Below are 14,607 nucleotides of genomic sequence, written 5' to 3'. Positions count from 1 at the left end.
AGGCACATTATTTTATTTATTATTGAAAAAAGGGTGTAACAAATGAAACATTTATTAAATTTGTTCGTCTAACCTTTTACAGTCTGCAAAAATAGGGTATTTTAAAATATGTCGAAAGTAAAATATTATTACGATTCCGAAAATCTAGCCTACAGAAAAATAAAAACACGAAAAAGAAAAAAATTCGGTGTTATTATCCTGTTTTTATTAGCATCAGTATTATTTGGTTTTTTAAGTTTTATTGTTTTACTGAACACCCCTTATTTTGAAACACCAAAAGACCGTTTGCAAGCGCGTGAAATTGAAAATTTGAGATTGAATTATGCGCTGTTAAACAAAAAAATGGACGAGGTAAATAGTGTTGTTGAAGCTATCGAGGATCGAGATAATAATTTGTATCGTGTGTATTTTAACAAAGCGGCGATTCCTGATTCGATTCGGAAAGCAGGATTTTCAGATATAAACAGGTATAAAGCATTAGAGGGGTATAACAATTCGCAATTAGTGCTGAACACCACAAAAAGGATTGATGTCCTTAGAAATGAATTAGCTATTCAATCAAAATCATTGGATGTAATATTGAGATTGGCAGAAGCCAAAGGTGATTTTTTGTCAGCCATTCCTGCCATTCAGCCAGTACGAAATGAGAATTTAAAACAAATTGCATCTGGTTTTGGCTATAGAACGGATCCTTTTACAAAAGCTAGAAAAATGCATGAAGGCATGGATTTTACAGCTAAAAAAGGATCTCCTATTTATGCCACTGGCGACGGAGTAGTAGCAAAAGCAGACAATTCCGCCTCAGGATATGGAAATCATATTGTTATTCGGCATGGATTTGGATACGAAACTTTATACGCGCATTTGAGCAAATATAAAGCTAGAGCGGGACAACGTGTAAAACGAGGAGATGTCATAGGATATGTGGGCAGCACGGGAAGATCAGAAGGACCACATTTACATTATGAGGTGCACAAGGACAAAAAAGTGGTGAATCCGCTAAATTTTTATTACGGGAATATTTCGGCAGTGGAGTATGTTGTCATCGCAAAATTGGCCAATCAGGAGAATCAATCGTTAGATTAATGCTTTAACAAAGTGTTCAGTATTCAGTCTTAACAGTCTATAAAAGAAGTGTTCAGGGAAAAGATTAAAATAAAAAAACATGCACATTGAACTTTCTAAAGATAAAAGATATTACAGCATTGGAGAAGTAGCCAAAGCATTTGACGTGAATGCATCGCTGATTCGTTTTTGGGACAATGAATTTGATATTCTGAAACCAAAAAAGAATGCCAAAGGGAATCGAATGTTTACTCCGGAGGATATTACTAATTTACAATTGATCTATCATTTAGTAAAAGAAAGAGGTTTTACGCTGGAAGGCGCCAAAACACATTTGAAAGAAGGACAAAAGAAAACATTGGATAAGTTTGAAATTATTCGAAAATTAGAAACAATACGCACACAATTAACAAATATCAAAAACGAATTGTAGTCAGTAGGATTACTCATCAATCAGAATTTTTAAAAAATTAAACAATAAACTTAAATTAAATAAACATGAGAAGATTTTTGCCTTGGATTATCGGAGCAGTTGTGCTGTTTGTCATTTACAGCTGGGTTAAAGGAATTAATAATACCGCCGTAACTTTAAACCAAAATGTAGAACAGTCTTGGGGTGATGTACAAACAGCGTATCAAAGAAGAAATGACCTTATTGGGAATTTAGTAAATACGGTAAAAGGTGCCGCTGATTTTGAAAAAAGCACTTTGACAGCAGTTATCGAAGCGCGGTCTAAAGCTACTTCTGTAAAAATTGATCCAGCAAATATTACTCCGGAACAGTTAGCGGAATTTAACAAAGCACAAAGTGGCGTGAGCAGTTCATTGTCTCGTTTATTAGTAACTGTCGAAGCGTATCCTGAGTTGAAAGCCAATCAAAATTTCTTAAAATTACAAGATGAATTAGCCAGTACTGAAAATCAAATTTTAACGTCAAGAACTCGTTTCAACGAAGCGGTTAAACCTTATAATTCTCATATTAAAACGTTCCCAAATAGCTTATTTGCTGGCTTGTTTGGATTTAGAGACAAAGCATACTTTAATGCGGTTGAAGGTGCAGATAAACCCGTTGAAGTACAATTCTAAAGATTAGAATAGTAGACTTCTTAAATTTTCAGAAGTCAAAATAGATTAAATTTAAGAAACAAACTTTAAAAATTAATGATTTTTGATTGCAGATTCAACATTTCTAAAAGCAAAAATCGCTATTCTTAACTCAAAAATATTTCAATGTCAAAAGTAGAAGATTTTTTAAGCAAAGAAGATGAACAAGAAATTGTTGAAGCTATTCGTATGGCTGAAAAAAACACTTCTGGCGAGATTAGAGTTCATATTGAAAAAACAACTTCCATGGATGCGTATGATCGCGCCATGGAAGTTTTTCATGAACTGAAAATGGATGAAACCGAACTTCAAAATGGTGTTTTGATTTACTTAGCTGTAGAAGACAGACATTTTGTAATTTGTGGTGACAAAGGCATTAATGATGTTGTTCAAGATGATTTTTGGAATTGTACCCGAGATATTATGGTAGCAGAGTTCAAAAAAGGAGATTTCAAACAAGGTCTTATTGACGGAATTACCAGAGCCGGAGCGCAATTACAGAAATATTTCCCTTGGCTGGAAGGCGACACAAATGAATTATCAAACGAAATATCTAGAGGATAATGCTATTACAAAAAAAGAATACTACAATTTTCCTAAAGCTGTTTGTTTGTTTGTTATTCACACAAATTGGCTTTGCACAATTCACCATTCCTGAAAAACCAACTTTACAGACTTCTGTTTATGATTATGCGAATGTTTTAAGCGCAACAGAAAAAGCACAATTAGAAGAAAAACTGATTAGATATTCTGATTCTACCACCACCCAAATTGTGATTGTTACAATAGAAACTCTTAAAGGGGAAGACATTGGTATTCTTACACCAAAATGGGGACAAACTTGGGGAATTGGAGGAACAGCAAAAAATGACAATGGAGTTCTTATTTTATTGGCTAAAGCCGAAAGAAAAATATGGATCTCCGCAGGTTATGGTCTTGAAGATCGATTGACTGCCGGTATTGGTGGAGAAATTACCCGAAATATTATTATTCCTGAATTTAAAGCGGGAAGTTATTACAAAGGACTTGATAAAGGAACGGATGCTTTATTTGATGTCTTTAAAGGAAAATATAAAGGCGAGCGTGTAAAAAAAACCAAAGATAAAGGATTTCCCATTTTACCATTAATTGTTATTGTCATTATTATACTGGTGCTGATATCTCGAAACAAAGGTAGTGGTGGAAATTCTGGTAACAGCGGCAGTGGCGTAGGCTCAAGTCTACTTGATATCATTATTCTAAGCAGCCTTGGACGAAACATAGGCGGAGGTGGTTTTGGCGGAGGTTCATCTGGTGGCGGATTTGGAGGAGGCGGTTTCGGCGGAGGTTTTGGCGGCGGAGGTTTTTCTGGTGGTGGATCTGGTGGAGGTTGGTAGTATTCAATTTCCATCTTGATAAAACAAATTCCGAAATTCAAAAATTTAAGACACTTTTAAATATTTGCAGCGTCTTAAATTTATTCAAAAAACATAAATCAATTATAGTAAATGCTTTCACATAAAGCCAAATATGCTCTAAAAGCACTCTTATACTTAGCGCAACAAGAGGAAACCCATGTATCTCGAACTATCGAAATTGCCGAGGCAGCCTCTATACCAAAAAAATTTTTGGAACAGATTCTATTGGATCTAAAACGCGGCCATTTTGTGGGCAGTAAACAAGGGAAATTTGGTGGTTACTATATTTTAAAATCTAAAAACGATATTACTTTAGCCGATATTCATAGACTTTTTGATGGCGCAATTGCCTTGCTTCCTTGTGCATCACTGAATTTTTATGAACGCTGTTCTGATTGCGCCGATGAATCGGAATGCCTGTTAAGAGATGGATTGATAACCATTAGAGAAGAAACTTTAAAAGCTATGGAAGGCATTACTATTGCCTCATTAGTAAAAAAATAAAAAAATATTATTTAAACCCTACTAATTTTATAGAATTAATTATATATTTGTTGTAATGTAATATATAAGTAACAATCCAAATCTGCGCCTATGAAAACGTACGAAAGTAAGTTTGCTTTTTTAAAAGAGCAATCCCGCAAAAACAACCAAATCATAATTAAAAAAAAGAGTTTCCAAATAGTGTGCATGTATTAGTTTAAAAAAATTTAAATTAAACTCTACTAAATACATATAATTTATATAATTATGAAAACCATCTATACAAAAGCGATTACAACTTTAATATTATTGTTGACATTCACCTCCTTTAAAGCACAAAGTGTTGTACAAGGAGTGGTAACAAATAACCAAAACATACCTTTGCAAGGTGCAAATATTCTATTGAAAGGCACAAAATACAACACTACTACAGATTCAAGTGGTAGCTTTACTATTGAAACCCCGCAAAAACTTCCTTTCTCACTTCTTATACAAAATGCTGGTTATCAATTTAAAGAAATCAATATTCCAGAACCAACATCGGTAGTCTTACAAATAATTCTTTCTGAAGAAAATCAACTTATTGAAGTGGTGATCACCTCCAGACGTCGTATTGAAAAAGCACAAAATGTTCCCATCCCCATATCTGTTATAAGTGGCAAACAAGCCGAAGAAGCCCGTGCTTTCAACGTCAATCGTCTGAAGGAACTGGTACCGTCAGTTCAGCTTTATTCGTCAAATCCCAGAAATACAACCATAAATATTCGTGGGTTGGGTTCCACTTTTGGACTTACCAATGACGGAATCGATCCAGGTGTCGGTTTTTACGTTGACGGTGTTTATTATGCCCGTCCCGCAGCAACAACGCTAGACTTTATTGACATCGACCGAATTGAGGTATTGCGCGGACCACAAGGCACCTTGTTTGGCAAAAGCACTACTGCCGGTGCCTTTAACGTAACCACTCGAAAACCCAGCTTTACTTCCGCCGCTACCCTTGAAGTTAGCTACGGAAATTACGGATTCCTTCAAGCCAAGAGTTCAATCACTGGCGCATTAACCACAAAAATTGCAGGAAGGTTATCATTTTCAGGCACGCAACGTGACGGTTTAATAGAGAATGCCGCTACAGGAAAATCTGTTAATGACCTTAATAATCAAGGTGTTCGTGGACAATTGCTGTATCGCCCAAGTGAAAACACAGAAATTTTATTAGCAGCAGACTTTTCGCGTCAGCGTCCCGTAGGATATGCGCAAGTAATTGCAGGAGTGGCTCCTACTAAACGAGCTCCATACCGCCAATTTGAACAGATCATAACCGACCTAAATTACAAACTACCTAGTCGAAATGCATTCGACCGTAAAATTGACACGGATACGCCATGGCATTCAGGACAAGATTTAGGTGGAATATCGCTAAATGCGGAAACTAAAATTGGAGAAGCAACACTTACATCGACCTCCGCCTGGCGTTATTGGAATTGGGATCCATCTAACGATAGGGATTTTACCGGTCTTCAAGTACTCAAACTCTCTCAAGCTACCTCAAAACACCAACAGTGGTCGCAAGAAGTTCGGTATGCTGGAGATTTTTTTCGAAAATTAAGTGGCGTCATTGGCGTATTCGCTATTGGACAAGAACTTAAAGCAGATCCTGTCCAGATCGAAGAAGCTGGATCGGCTCAATGGCGCTTTTCACAAGATACCCCTAATGATTCCAATGGTTACTCATTATGGCAGACACCCGGCCTTCTAAATGGATACGGAATCAAAACACGGAACACACTTAATACGTTTAGTGGGGCAGTATTTGGTCAATTGGACTGGGAAATTACTGAAAGCCTTCACGTATTGCCTGGTCTACGGTATAATTATGACAAAAAAAAATTGGATTACAGTAGAGAAACATATGGTGGTCTTCAAACCACCGATCCAGCTTTACTTGCTTTAAAAAAGAAGGTTTATTCTAATCAAGCTTTTAAAGTGGCTGCAGATGACACCAACTTTTCAGGAACTTTAACTTTGGCGTTCAAAGCCTCTAATCGTGTCCACACTTTTGCAACGTATGCGAGAAGCTACAAGCCCGTAGGAGTAAATGTGGGTGGCATACCTACTGATGTCAATGGTCCGATAGTAGCGCTTGCTGAGATAAAACCTGAAGAAGTAAATCATCTTGAAGTGGGAATGAAAACTACACCGTTTAACAATACGATAATCAATTTCACACTTTATAATACAGATATCAAAAATTTTCAGACCCTGGTTCAAAGTCCTGACTTGAGTCTAAACCGTGGCTATCTTGCTAACGCAGAAAAGGTACGTGTGCGCGGAGCTGAGCTTGATACTGGTGTTACTATCAACCAATATCTGTCATTAAACGGTGCAGTATCCTACACTGATGGAACATACGTTACTTTCAAGAACGCCCCACTTCCACTGGAAGAAACGGGATTAAAAGATGCCAATAATAACGCCGTGTTTGCTAAGGATATTTCGGGCGCAGCTCTTCCTGGCATCTCAAAATGGGCAGGTTCTTTGGGCGCTGAAATTGCTGACTCGGGGCAACTGTTCGGAAATGTAGGGAAGTTATACTTTGCTTTAGACACATACTATCGTTCCTCGTTTTCTTCCAGCGCATCGCCTTCAAAATATCTGGTAGTTGATTCCTATGCCCTGCTTAACGGTCGTATTGGTTTCCGAGCTTCGCATGGGCTATCAATTTACATTTGGGGCCGTAACCTTTTAAATAAGGATTACTATGAACAATTATTACCTGCTGGAGGTAATGCGGGACAATACGCTGGTGTATTAGGAGACCAAAGAACGTATGGAATTACATTGAAATATTCATTATAATAGTTTCAAAGTGATACAATCCCATAAAAAAGCGGTTGTGAGTTACAACCGCTTTTTTTAATTTTATCTCATATTATCTCCCCTACCTTCTCTCCAATTTCCACCTCTTGGAAGCTTCTTCATTCCTGAAAAATCTTGAATTTTATAGGTTACAGAAAACATTGCATAACGCTTTAAAACTGTATTTTCTTCATCGCGAATTGTGGTAGCAGAAATGGTTCTTGTGGAACTCTGATTCTGATTGAGGACATCATACACTTTTACTTTAGCAATCATGTTTTTATTTAAAAAACTATAAGACAAACTGGTGTTCCAGAGATAAAAATCTTTCTTGAAACTACGTGCAATATTAGAATTGTAGGTATACCCAAAATCATTTCCGAAAACCCAGTTTGTTGGCCAATAACTGGTCGTCTGCAGATTAATTCGGTGTACCACATTAGAACTTCCATTGGTTACATAATTTGAATATTTCGATTCATTATAATATAAACTATACGATGGCGCTATAGTCAACACTTCCCCATAATCATAATTTAAATATACCCTTGGTGTAATCCCCAATGATTTTGCACTATACAAAACGCCATTGGTAAACCCTTTATCCAAAGAATAACTCCCATTCAAACCAATCCCATATCGTAGCGCATGTGCTTCTCTTTTTATGGATTGACTCCAATTTCCTCCTATAGCAGTAGCGTATGTTCCTGAAATATTTTCATAAGTGGTGGTTCTTTTTCTACTGGCATCGTATACCGAAATGGAAACTACCTCATTATTATTATAATCTCCCCTTACAAACAAACTATACCCCGAACGGGTACGAAAATCAAAATTCCTGAAATTGATATTGGCACTATGTTTTTCGTTTGGATTCAAATTAGGATTTCCTATTATCGTATTCAAAGGATTAGCCAGATTTTCTACTGCCAGCAATTGACTTGACGAAGGCAGACTATTGGAATAATCATATCGCAAAGTAATAAATTTTGAACGATCCAACTTGTATCTAATTTGGGCTCTACCATAAGGCAACACATATTTTTTATTCAAATCAGTTACTTTATTTAGGTATAGCGAATGATTATCAAAATCAATAATGGAAGTACTAGAATTCAAATTAAAAGTGAATTTATTTTTTTCGAAAGTGATACCCACTTTTGGACTAATGGAATTTTGTCTGGAAGTGATAAAATTAGTCAAAGACTCATTTAGAACAGAATACAATTGAGAATTATCCTCAAAATCGAAGGTTTTCAAATCTTTCACCTCCTTCCTCCAATCAAAATCGGCACCAAAACGAATGCGTATAGAATCGGTTATCGGCTCTGTATATTCAATATCAGCTGAGTACGAATCATAGGTGTTTTCATTTTTACTCTTTTGATTTCTCTCATCATCAGATTGCCCATCTTGATAAAAAACAGTTTTAGACTCCGTTAAAGCATCTGAGCCACTATTAGTATTATTATTATTGAAAACAAAACTTAGATTACGAGACTTTTTTTGGAACGCTTTATTAAAATTTATCGTGTTACCAAAATTAGTCGATTTATTTTCTCGATACGATTTTGATATGCTTTCGTTTAAAAGTCCTTCGTCTTCATCTCTGGAGAAACTTTCAGCACTAGAATTACTATTAGAATTTGACAGATTCACTTTTGGAATAACTACAAGTCTCGTTGTTGGATTAATTTTATATTCAAACTCCAAATTTGCTTTATTTACAGTATTCTCATCCCTTGATTTCGACTCGGATTCAGTGGAGAAGTTATCCGTAGGCAAGAAATTGGTTTGTTTCGACTTATTTTCATTTTCGGTAACTGTATTCGAAAAAGAATAATTTGCAGTAGCATCAAAGCCTTTGTACCATTCATCGGTATAATTGAATCCGGCCAAATTAGACTGAGTAATTCCTTTACCGCTTCCCGAAGCACTATTGCCTCCTCTAGTGTTTCTCCCTCCACCCATACTATCAAATACCTCATCCATCGAAAAACCGGTAGAATTAATGTTGTTAAAAGAAGCTAAAACACTTATTTTTTGTTTGTTATTAAAAAAGTTCATTACCATACTGGCTTCGTACCGATCATCCGTACCATATCCTCCTAAGAATTTCCCAAAAAACCCTTTGTTTTTCTTTTCCTCTATAGTCAAATTGATACTCGAAAAATCTGACGTTGATTCTTGTTTAGACAATTCTTCTTTTTTGGTTTTGAAATCGGAAACCTGAATTTTACTGATGATTTCGGCTGGCAGGTTTTTCAAAGCCATTGCTCCGTCTCTATCAAAAAAAGTTTTTCCGTTTACTAAAAACTGGGTCACCTCTTTACCGTTAACCGTAATTTTTCCATCACTATCAACTTCAAAACCGGGCAATTGCTTTAACAAGGTTTCTACATTAGAATCTGGTCGTACCTTAAAAGAGTTGGCATTAAACTCTAATGTATCTTTTTTTATACGAATTGGAGGCGCTTCACTTTTTATAACTACACCAGCTAATGCATTTACATTTTCTAATAAATAAACTTTCCCAAAATCTTTATTCTCAGTAATTTCTTTTTGTTCCTCAACTTCGGTTTGATATCCCATATAAGAAATCTTCAAGAAAACAGGTTTTTCATATTTTTTGGTAGTAATTTTAAAAAACCCATTTTTATCGGTAGTCGTGTATTCTAATACTACGGAATCTTTTACCGTGGAAAAATAAACCGTTGCAGCCTCTAAAGGAATCTGGGTAGTAACGTCAAGGACTGTTCCTTTAAGAATGAACTCCTCTTGAGCATTGGCAGAAAAACATAAAAGTAAAAAAACCAAAAAAAAGTGAAATTTAGACATGCAAAAATTTATTTAAATAATTTAGATAAGACAATAAAAAAAATAAAAGGTTTAATCTACACTTAATTTTTAATGCGTTTATGTAAATTTGCCAAAATTGAAATAATAATCCGTGAAAACCATTCGAATCATTTTCTTTTTATCTGTATCCGTTTTCTGCCAAGCGCAAACGGAGAAAAACATAGATCATCAAAGCATTCTTTGGACACGCTATTACAATCAATTGTTATTAAATGAAAAATGGTCTTTACATACAGAATTTGACAATAGGCTTTTTTTAAAACCAGTACAGGAAAATCTATACGTAATACGAGTGCAAACCCGATATAAAATAAATGAACATTTGGAAACAGGAATTGGTTTTGCTCATTTCTCAGTTGCTACACAAAACCCCCAACTCTCTTATGATTTCAATATACCTGAATATAGGGGACAGCAAGATCTTACATGGAAATTTAATGTAAGCAAAATTACAGTGAACCAGCGATTTCAGGTAGAAGAACGATTTATTCATAATGCCAATCAAGAATCCTTATTACCTGGCACTACATTTTCCTGGAGATTCAGATACAGACTTCAGGGTGATTACATTTTTTGGAAAAAAGAAAATCAATATTTGAAAACTATTCTTTCGGATGAGATAATGTTCAATGCCGGAAATGCAATCGCTAAAAACACCTTTGATCAAAATAGAATTTATGCTGCGTTGCAATACGGCATAAATAAAAATATTGCATTAGAATTGGGCTATTTAAACAGTTATCAACGACGAGCCAATGGAATTGATTATTTTAACAGAGATATTGTCCGATTCAGTATTTTCCATAAAATAAAAATCCAAAAAAAAGTTTAAATCAGCGTTACCTTTTTAAAATTGAAAAGAATAATAAATAATTTATTTTATTTTATTCGCTGATTATCAGCATATTAACTTAATATTTGCAATTCCTTGTGTATCTTTAATAAAAAGATATAGCCATGAAAAATTTTGCAATTAAACTCGTTTGGTTTACTACCATTTATGTATTTGTATTTGCCGGTTTATGTCAAACTTACCTTCCTTTACCGGTAATAATGACCGTATATTGCGTTGGAATACCGTTAATCCTTTTCATGGTGTACACCGTACTAAACGATGATTATACAACGTCCAAAACATTTAAAGATTGGTACGAGGATCAGCCCATGGAAACTTTGGAAGATAAAGAAGACCAGTAGTACAATTATTCTTGACACTTGTTTTAACCAAAAAAAAATCCCGATTTCTCGGGATTTTCACTATTTCTCTCTGATATAAATATCGATTGGCACTCCTGAAAAGTCCCAGTTCTCTCTAATTTTATTTTCCAGATAACGTTTATAAGGTTCTTTTACATATTGTGGCATGTTGGCAAAAAACACAAACTGAGGTGTTGGTGTCGGCAATTGCATGCAATACTTAATTTTCACATATTTCCCTTTTGTTGCTGGCGGTGGATACGCCTCTATCACTTTCAACATAAATTCATTGAATTTTGAAGTCGCAATACGTTGTTGTCTGTTTTCAAAAACTTTCACTGTTGCTTCCAATGCTTTGAGCAAACGTTGTTTTGTTAATGCCGAAACAAAAAGAATAGGCACATCAGTAAATGGCATCAATTCTTCTCTAATTTTAGCTTCGTAATCACGAGTCGACATCGTTTCTTTTTCCACTAGATCCCATTTATTCACTAAGATTACAACTCCTTTACGGTTTTTCTCCGCCAACCAAAAAATACTTTGATCTTGACCTTCAAATCCACGAGTCGCATCTATAATCAAGATACAAATATCAGCATGCTCAATCGCACGCACCGAACGCATTACCGAGTAAAACTCTAAATCTTCCTTCACTTTTGCTTTACGACGAATTCCTGCGGTATCCACTAAGTTGAATTCGAAACCAAAACGGTCAAATTTGGTATCAATCGAATCACGGGTTGTTCCAGCAATATCAGTAACAATATATCTGTCCTTACCAATTAAAGCATTGATAAAGCTTGATTTTCCAGCATTAGGCCGACCTACAACCGCAAAACGAGGCAATACCACTTCTTCTTGAGTTGGCTCTGGTTTCACTGGAAAAGCATCAATCAATGCATCCAATAAATCTCCAGTTCCGCTTCCTGAAATACTGGCAAACGTATAATATTCTCCTAAACCAAGGTTGTAAAACTCGATCGCATCTTTCTCACGCATCGAATTATCCACCTTATTTACGGCAAGCAAAACCGGTTTTGTCACCTTACGCAACAATCTCGCAACAGCATCATCCATTGGAGTAATACCTTCTTCTACATCAACCACAAAAATGATAACATCCGCCTCATCGATTGCAAGTTCCACTTGTTTACGGATTTCTCCTTCAAAAACATCATCAGAACCACGCACGTATCCGCCGGTATCAATTACAGAAAACTCTTTTCCGTTCCACTCGCTTTTACCATAGTTTCTATCTCGGGTCACCCCCGATACTGAATCTACAATAGCTTCTCTTCTTTGTATCAGCCTATTAAAAAGGGTTGATTTCCCTACATTAGGTCTTCCTACTATCGCAACAATATTATTCATAATATAAATTCAAATATTTTGCAAAGCTAGTGTTTAAAACCATGAATATCAATTTTTTTGATATATTAGCAAACCCTTATCTTTTTAATACTTACAAGTTTACTGCTATGGATGCTAATACTGAGCTCAGACTTCGCTTACGGTTTTATAAAGATGTTCCGCAAAACATAGATGCTTTGCGAGTTAAATTTGTCAATTACAACCAAATCAAGTCCAACGATTACTTCTTTAAAATTCGCGGCTACCACATTTGGTTAAACATAAAAGGCCCAAAAAAAGCGTATTGGTCTCCCCATTTACATATAGAAATGGAATCAAAAGACCAAAACGAGACTCATGTCAGAGCATTATTTGGCCCTGACCCAACTTTATGGACACTTTTTATGTTCTTCCATTTTATTATTGCGGGAATCTTTTTGATTTTTTCGGGAATTGGTTATTCAGATTATATCCTGAAAAATCCCGTAACATTCGATTTAGTAGTAATGGGATTAATGGTTTTCGTCTGGTTTTTACTCTATATTATAGCCAAACAAATCCGAAGTAACGGCCACAACCAAATGAATGATCTGGAAAACTTATTTCTGGAAATTATAGAATCTTAGTTATATCTGGAGCAATTCCAGCTCTCCGCTATATCTTTTATGCCGTCCCGATGTTTCGGGACTGCATAAAAGGATGCCGCTGCTATCTGGGCTAAAAAAAAATCAATATCAGAAATTGAATTCCAATATTGATTTTTGAAAAAAACGGACCAGAAAAATTATTGGTTATACCCAAAACGCTTTAACATATTCGCGTTGCTTCTCCAGTTTTTATTCACTTTCACCACTAACTCAATATGAATTTGCTTTCCAAAGAATTTCTCTAAATCGACACGCGCTTCCATTCCTACTTTCTTCAAAGCAGCACCTTTGTGACCTATAATAATTCCCTTTTGGGTTTCACGCTCCACCATAATCAAAGAACGGATTCTAATGATATTTTCATCCTCAAAAAACTCTTCGGTTACAATTTCTACGGCATAAGGAATTTCTTTGCTGTAATTCAATAAGATTTTCTCGCGTATAGTTTCATTTACAAAGAAACGTTCCGGTTTATCTGTCAGTTGATCTTTTGGATAATACGCAGGAGATTCTGGTAATAATGAAATGATTCTTCCAAAAACTTCCGGCACATTAAAATTCTTTAAGGCTGAAATTGGAAAAATTTCGGCATTAGGAACTTTTGCAGTCCAGAAAGCCACTTGTTCTTCCAACTGCGCCTGATTTGAATTGTCAATTTTATTCAATAACAGCAGGACAGGGATTTTGGCATGGATTATTTTATTAAAAAACGCTTCATCTTTCAACTCTTGTTCTCCAATTTCCACCATGTAAATCAAAACATCAGCATCTTCAAAAGCTGACTTTACAAAATTCATCATTGATTCCTGCATTTCGTATGCCGGTTTTATGATCCCAGGAGTATCCGACAAGATCATTTGAAAATCTTCCCCATTTACAATTCCAAGAATCCTATGACGTGTTGTTTGTGCTTTTGATGTGATTATTGACAATCTTTCTCCAACAAAGGCATTCATTAATGTTGATTTCCCAACATTTGGATTCCCTATGATGTTAACAAAACCTGCTTTGTGTGACATTTCTATTATAATTTGTTTGCAAAGGTAGACATATCAAGTCAATAGACGAAATAAAACATTTTTTAAAATTTTCGTTGGAAATACGGAAATTCGTCGTACATTTGCACCCGAAACAACGCGGGATAGAGCAGTAGGCAGCTCGTCGGGCTCATAACCCGAAGGTCACAGGTTCGAGTCCTGTTCCCGCTACTAATTTATTGAAATTACCGTACATCGCGGGATAGAGCAGTAGGCAGCTCGTCGGGCTCATAACCCGAAGGTCACAGGTTCGAGTCCTGTTCCCGCTACTAGAAAGCTTCAGAGAAATCTGAAGCTTTTTTAATTTAAAACCCTTTTTGAAATAATTGTTCTTTAAAATTTGTGAAATTTTTTAAATTTAGATAATCGGTAAAAACCTACTACATTTAAAAGCCAAAATAGTATCAATAATTCCTTCGGACTTACATATTTATTTTCTTTATCGCTATGCGGATTCTTTTTGCACAAATTGGACTAAAAACTTCCTTATTTTAAATGTGATACATTAAGCGGCTAAAAAAATATTACATAATATTATCACTTCGGAAACTAATCTAAATAAAAAACCTGTAAAGCAAGCTTCACAGGTTCAGACCAACTACGTTTATTAAA

At 35.5% G+C, this 14,607-nt stretch carries 13 protein-coding genes and 2 tRNA genes; 12 read left to right on the top strand and 3 right to left on the bottom strand.

Annotated features, from left to right (window positions below; genetic code table 11):
* Positions 1–108 precede the first annotated feature (108 nt).
* The 7 genes from ACNQGJ_RS04945 to ACNQGJ_RS04915 all read left to right on the top strand — a co-directional run bounded on the left by ACNQGJ_RS04945 (position 109) and on the right by ACNQGJ_RS04915 (position 6,905).
* Positions 109–1,086: a peptidoglycan DD-metalloendopeptidase family protein gene (locus tag ACNQGJ_RS04945; RefSeq protein ID WP_417969501.1), complete on the top strand. Its 978-nt coding sequence runs from the start codon at positions 109–111 to the stop codon at positions 1,084–1,086.
* Positions 1,087–1,165: 79 nt separating this feature from the next.
* Complete coding sequence (locus ACNQGJ_RS04940; RefSeq protein ID WP_091165014.1) at positions 1,166–1,498, top strand: MerR family transcriptional regulator; 333 nt, start codon at positions 1,166–1,168, stop codon at positions 1,496–1,498.
* 65 nt (positions 1,499–1,563) lie between these two features.
* Positions 1,564–2,151, top strand: a complete 588-nt coding sequence (locus ACNQGJ_RS04935) for a LemA family protein (protein ID WP_417969503.1) — start codon at positions 1,564–1,566, stop codon at positions 2,149–2,151.
* 144 nt (positions 2,152–2,295) lie between these two features.
* Positions 2,296–2,733 (top strand): TPM domain-containing protein, encoded by a 438-nt coding sequence (locus tag ACNQGJ_RS04930; RefSeq protein ID WP_417969505.1) that lies wholly within the window; start codon positions 2,296–2,298, stop codon positions 2,731–2,733.
* Positions 2,733–3,545 (top strand): TPM domain-containing protein, encoded by an 813-nt coding sequence (locus ACNQGJ_RS04925; RefSeq protein WP_417969507.1) that lies wholly within the window; start codon positions 2,733–2,735, stop codon positions 3,543–3,545. Before ACNQGJ_RS04930 ends, ACNQGJ_RS04925 begins: the two co-directional genes overlap by 1 nt.
* A 111-nt stretch (positions 3,546–3,656) precedes the next feature.
* Complete coding sequence (locus ACNQGJ_RS04920) at positions 3,657–4,070, top strand: RrF2 family transcriptional regulator (RefSeq protein WP_417969509.1); 414 nt, start codon at positions 3,657–3,659, stop codon at positions 4,068–4,070.
* Between the two features lie 246 nt (positions 4,071–4,316).
* A complete protein-coding gene (locus ACNQGJ_RS04915; protein WP_417969511.1) occupies positions 4,317–6,905 on the top strand; it encodes a TonB-dependent receptor in 2,589 nt (862 codons plus the stop codon).
* A gap of 63 nt (positions 6,906–6,968) precedes the next feature.
* Here the strand turns inward: ACNQGJ_RS04915 and ACNQGJ_RS04910 are convergent, their stop codons facing one another.
* Positions 6,969–9,743 carry an outer membrane beta-barrel protein gene (locus ACNQGJ_RS04910; protein WP_417969513.1) on the bottom strand — a complete coding sequence of 925 codons (2,775 nt, stop codon included), beginning with the start codon at positions 9,741–9,743 and terminating at the stop codon, positions 6,969–6,971.
* A gap of 112 nt (positions 9,744–9,855) precedes the next feature.
* On the opposite strand from ACNQGJ_RS04910, the gene ACNQGJ_RS04905 reads away from it, so the two are divergent.
* Positions 9,856–10,596, top strand: a complete 741-nt coding sequence (locus tag ACNQGJ_RS04905; RefSeq protein ID WP_417969515.1) for a DUF2490 domain-containing protein — start codon at positions 9,856–9,858, stop codon at positions 10,594–10,596.
* Between the two features lie 125 nt (positions 10,597–10,721).
* The gene (locus ACNQGJ_RS04900) at positions 10,722–10,961 is read left to right on the top strand and encodes a hypothetical protein (protein ID WP_417969517.1); all 240 of its coding nucleotides are present in this window, start codon (positions 10,722–10,724) and stop codon (positions 10,959–10,961) included.
* Positions 10,962–11,021: 60 nt separating this feature from the next.
* Here the strand turns inward: ACNQGJ_RS04900 and der are convergent, their stop codons facing one another.
* On the bottom strand, positions 11,022–12,332 hold the full coding sequence (gene der, locus ACNQGJ_RS04895) for a ribosome biogenesis GTPase Der (RefSeq protein ID WP_417969519.1): 1,311 nt from the start codon (positions 12,330–12,332) through the stop codon (positions 11,022–11,024).
* Positions 12,333–12,373: 41 nt separating this feature from the next.
* Between der and ACNQGJ_RS04890 the strand changes: the two genes are divergently transcribed.
* Entirely contained in the window at positions 12,374–12,937 is a 564-nt protein-coding gene (locus tag ACNQGJ_RS04890) for a hypothetical protein (RefSeq protein WP_417969521.1), read from the top strand.
* Between the two features lie 158 nt (positions 12,938–13,095).
* Here ACNQGJ_RS04890 and era read toward each other — a convergent pair whose 3' ends face one another.
* Complete coding sequence (gene era, locus ACNQGJ_RS04885) at positions 13,096–13,977, bottom strand: GTPase Era (RefSeq protein WP_417969522.1); 882 nt, start codon at positions 13,975–13,977, stop codon at positions 13,096–13,098.
* Between the two features lie 116 nt (positions 13,978–14,093).
* Here era and ACNQGJ_RS04880 point away from each other — a divergent pair.
* Both ACNQGJ_RS04880 and ACNQGJ_RS04875 read left to right on the top strand, forming a co-directional pair.
* Positions 14,094–14,166: transfer RNA gene (locus ACNQGJ_RS04880), tRNA-Met, on the top strand.
* A gap of 25 nt (positions 14,167–14,191) precedes the next feature.
* Positions 14,192–14,264 (top strand) — tRNA-Met (locus ACNQGJ_RS04875).
* The last annotated feature ends 343 nt before the right edge of the window (positions 14,265–14,607 follow it).

Source organism: Flavobacterium cryophilum, assembly GCF_048286555.1.
In the GTDB taxonomy this organism is placed as follows: Bacteria; Bacteroidota; Bacteroidia; order Flavobacteriales; family Flavobacteriaceae; genus Flavobacterium.
The sequence above is the reverse complement of the archived record's forward strand: the minus strand, read 5'-3'. Positions and strand labels throughout refer to the sequence as shown.

Excerpts from the sequence above, each read along its gene's own strand:
- ACNQGJ_RS04945 (WP_417969501.1), top strand. The coding sequence starts at position 109 with ATGTCGAAAGTAAAATATTATTACGATTCCGAAAATCTAGCCTACAGA.
- ACNQGJ_RS04940 (WP_091165014.1), top strand. The coding sequence starts at position 1,166 with ATGCACATTGAACTTTCTAAAGATAAAAGATATTACAGCATTGGAGAA.
- ACNQGJ_RS04935 (WP_417969503.1), top strand. The coding sequence starts at position 1,564 with ATGAGAAGATTTTTGCCTTGGATTATCGGAGCAGTTGTGCTGTTTGTC.
- ACNQGJ_RS04930 (WP_417969505.1), top strand. The coding sequence starts at position 2,296 with ATGTCAAAAGTAGAAGATTTTTTAAGCAAAGAAGATGAACAAGAAATT.
- ACNQGJ_RS04925 (WP_417969507.1), top strand. The coding sequence starts at position 2,733 with ATGCTATTACAAAAAAAGAATACTACAATTTTCCTAAAGCTGTTTGTT.
- ACNQGJ_RS04920 (WP_417969509.1), top strand. The coding sequence starts at position 3,657 with ATGCTTTCACATAAAGCCAAATATGCTCTAAAAGCACTCTTATACTTA.
- ACNQGJ_RS04915 (WP_417969511.1), top strand. The coding sequence starts at position 4,317 with ATGAAAACCATCTATACAAAAGCGATTACAACTTTAATATTATTGTTG.
- ACNQGJ_RS04910 (WP_417969513.1), bottom strand. The coding sequence starts at position 9,743 with ATGTCTAAATTTCACTTTTTTTTGGTTTTTTTACTTTTATGTTTTTCT.
- ACNQGJ_RS04900 (WP_417969517.1), top strand. The coding sequence starts at position 10,722 with ATGAAAAATTTTGCAATTAAACTCGTTTGGTTTACTACCATTTATGTA.
- der (WP_417969519.1), bottom strand. The coding sequence starts at position 12,332 with ATGAATAATATTGTTGCGATAGTAGGAAGACCTAATGTAGGGAAATCA.
- ACNQGJ_RS04890 (WP_417969521.1), top strand. The coding sequence starts at position 12,374 with ATGAATATCAATTTTTTTGATATATTAGCAAACCCTTATCTTTTTAAT.
- era (WP_417969522.1), bottom strand. The coding sequence starts at position 13,977 with ATGTCACACAAAGCAGGTTTTGTTAACATCATAGGGAATCCAAATGTT.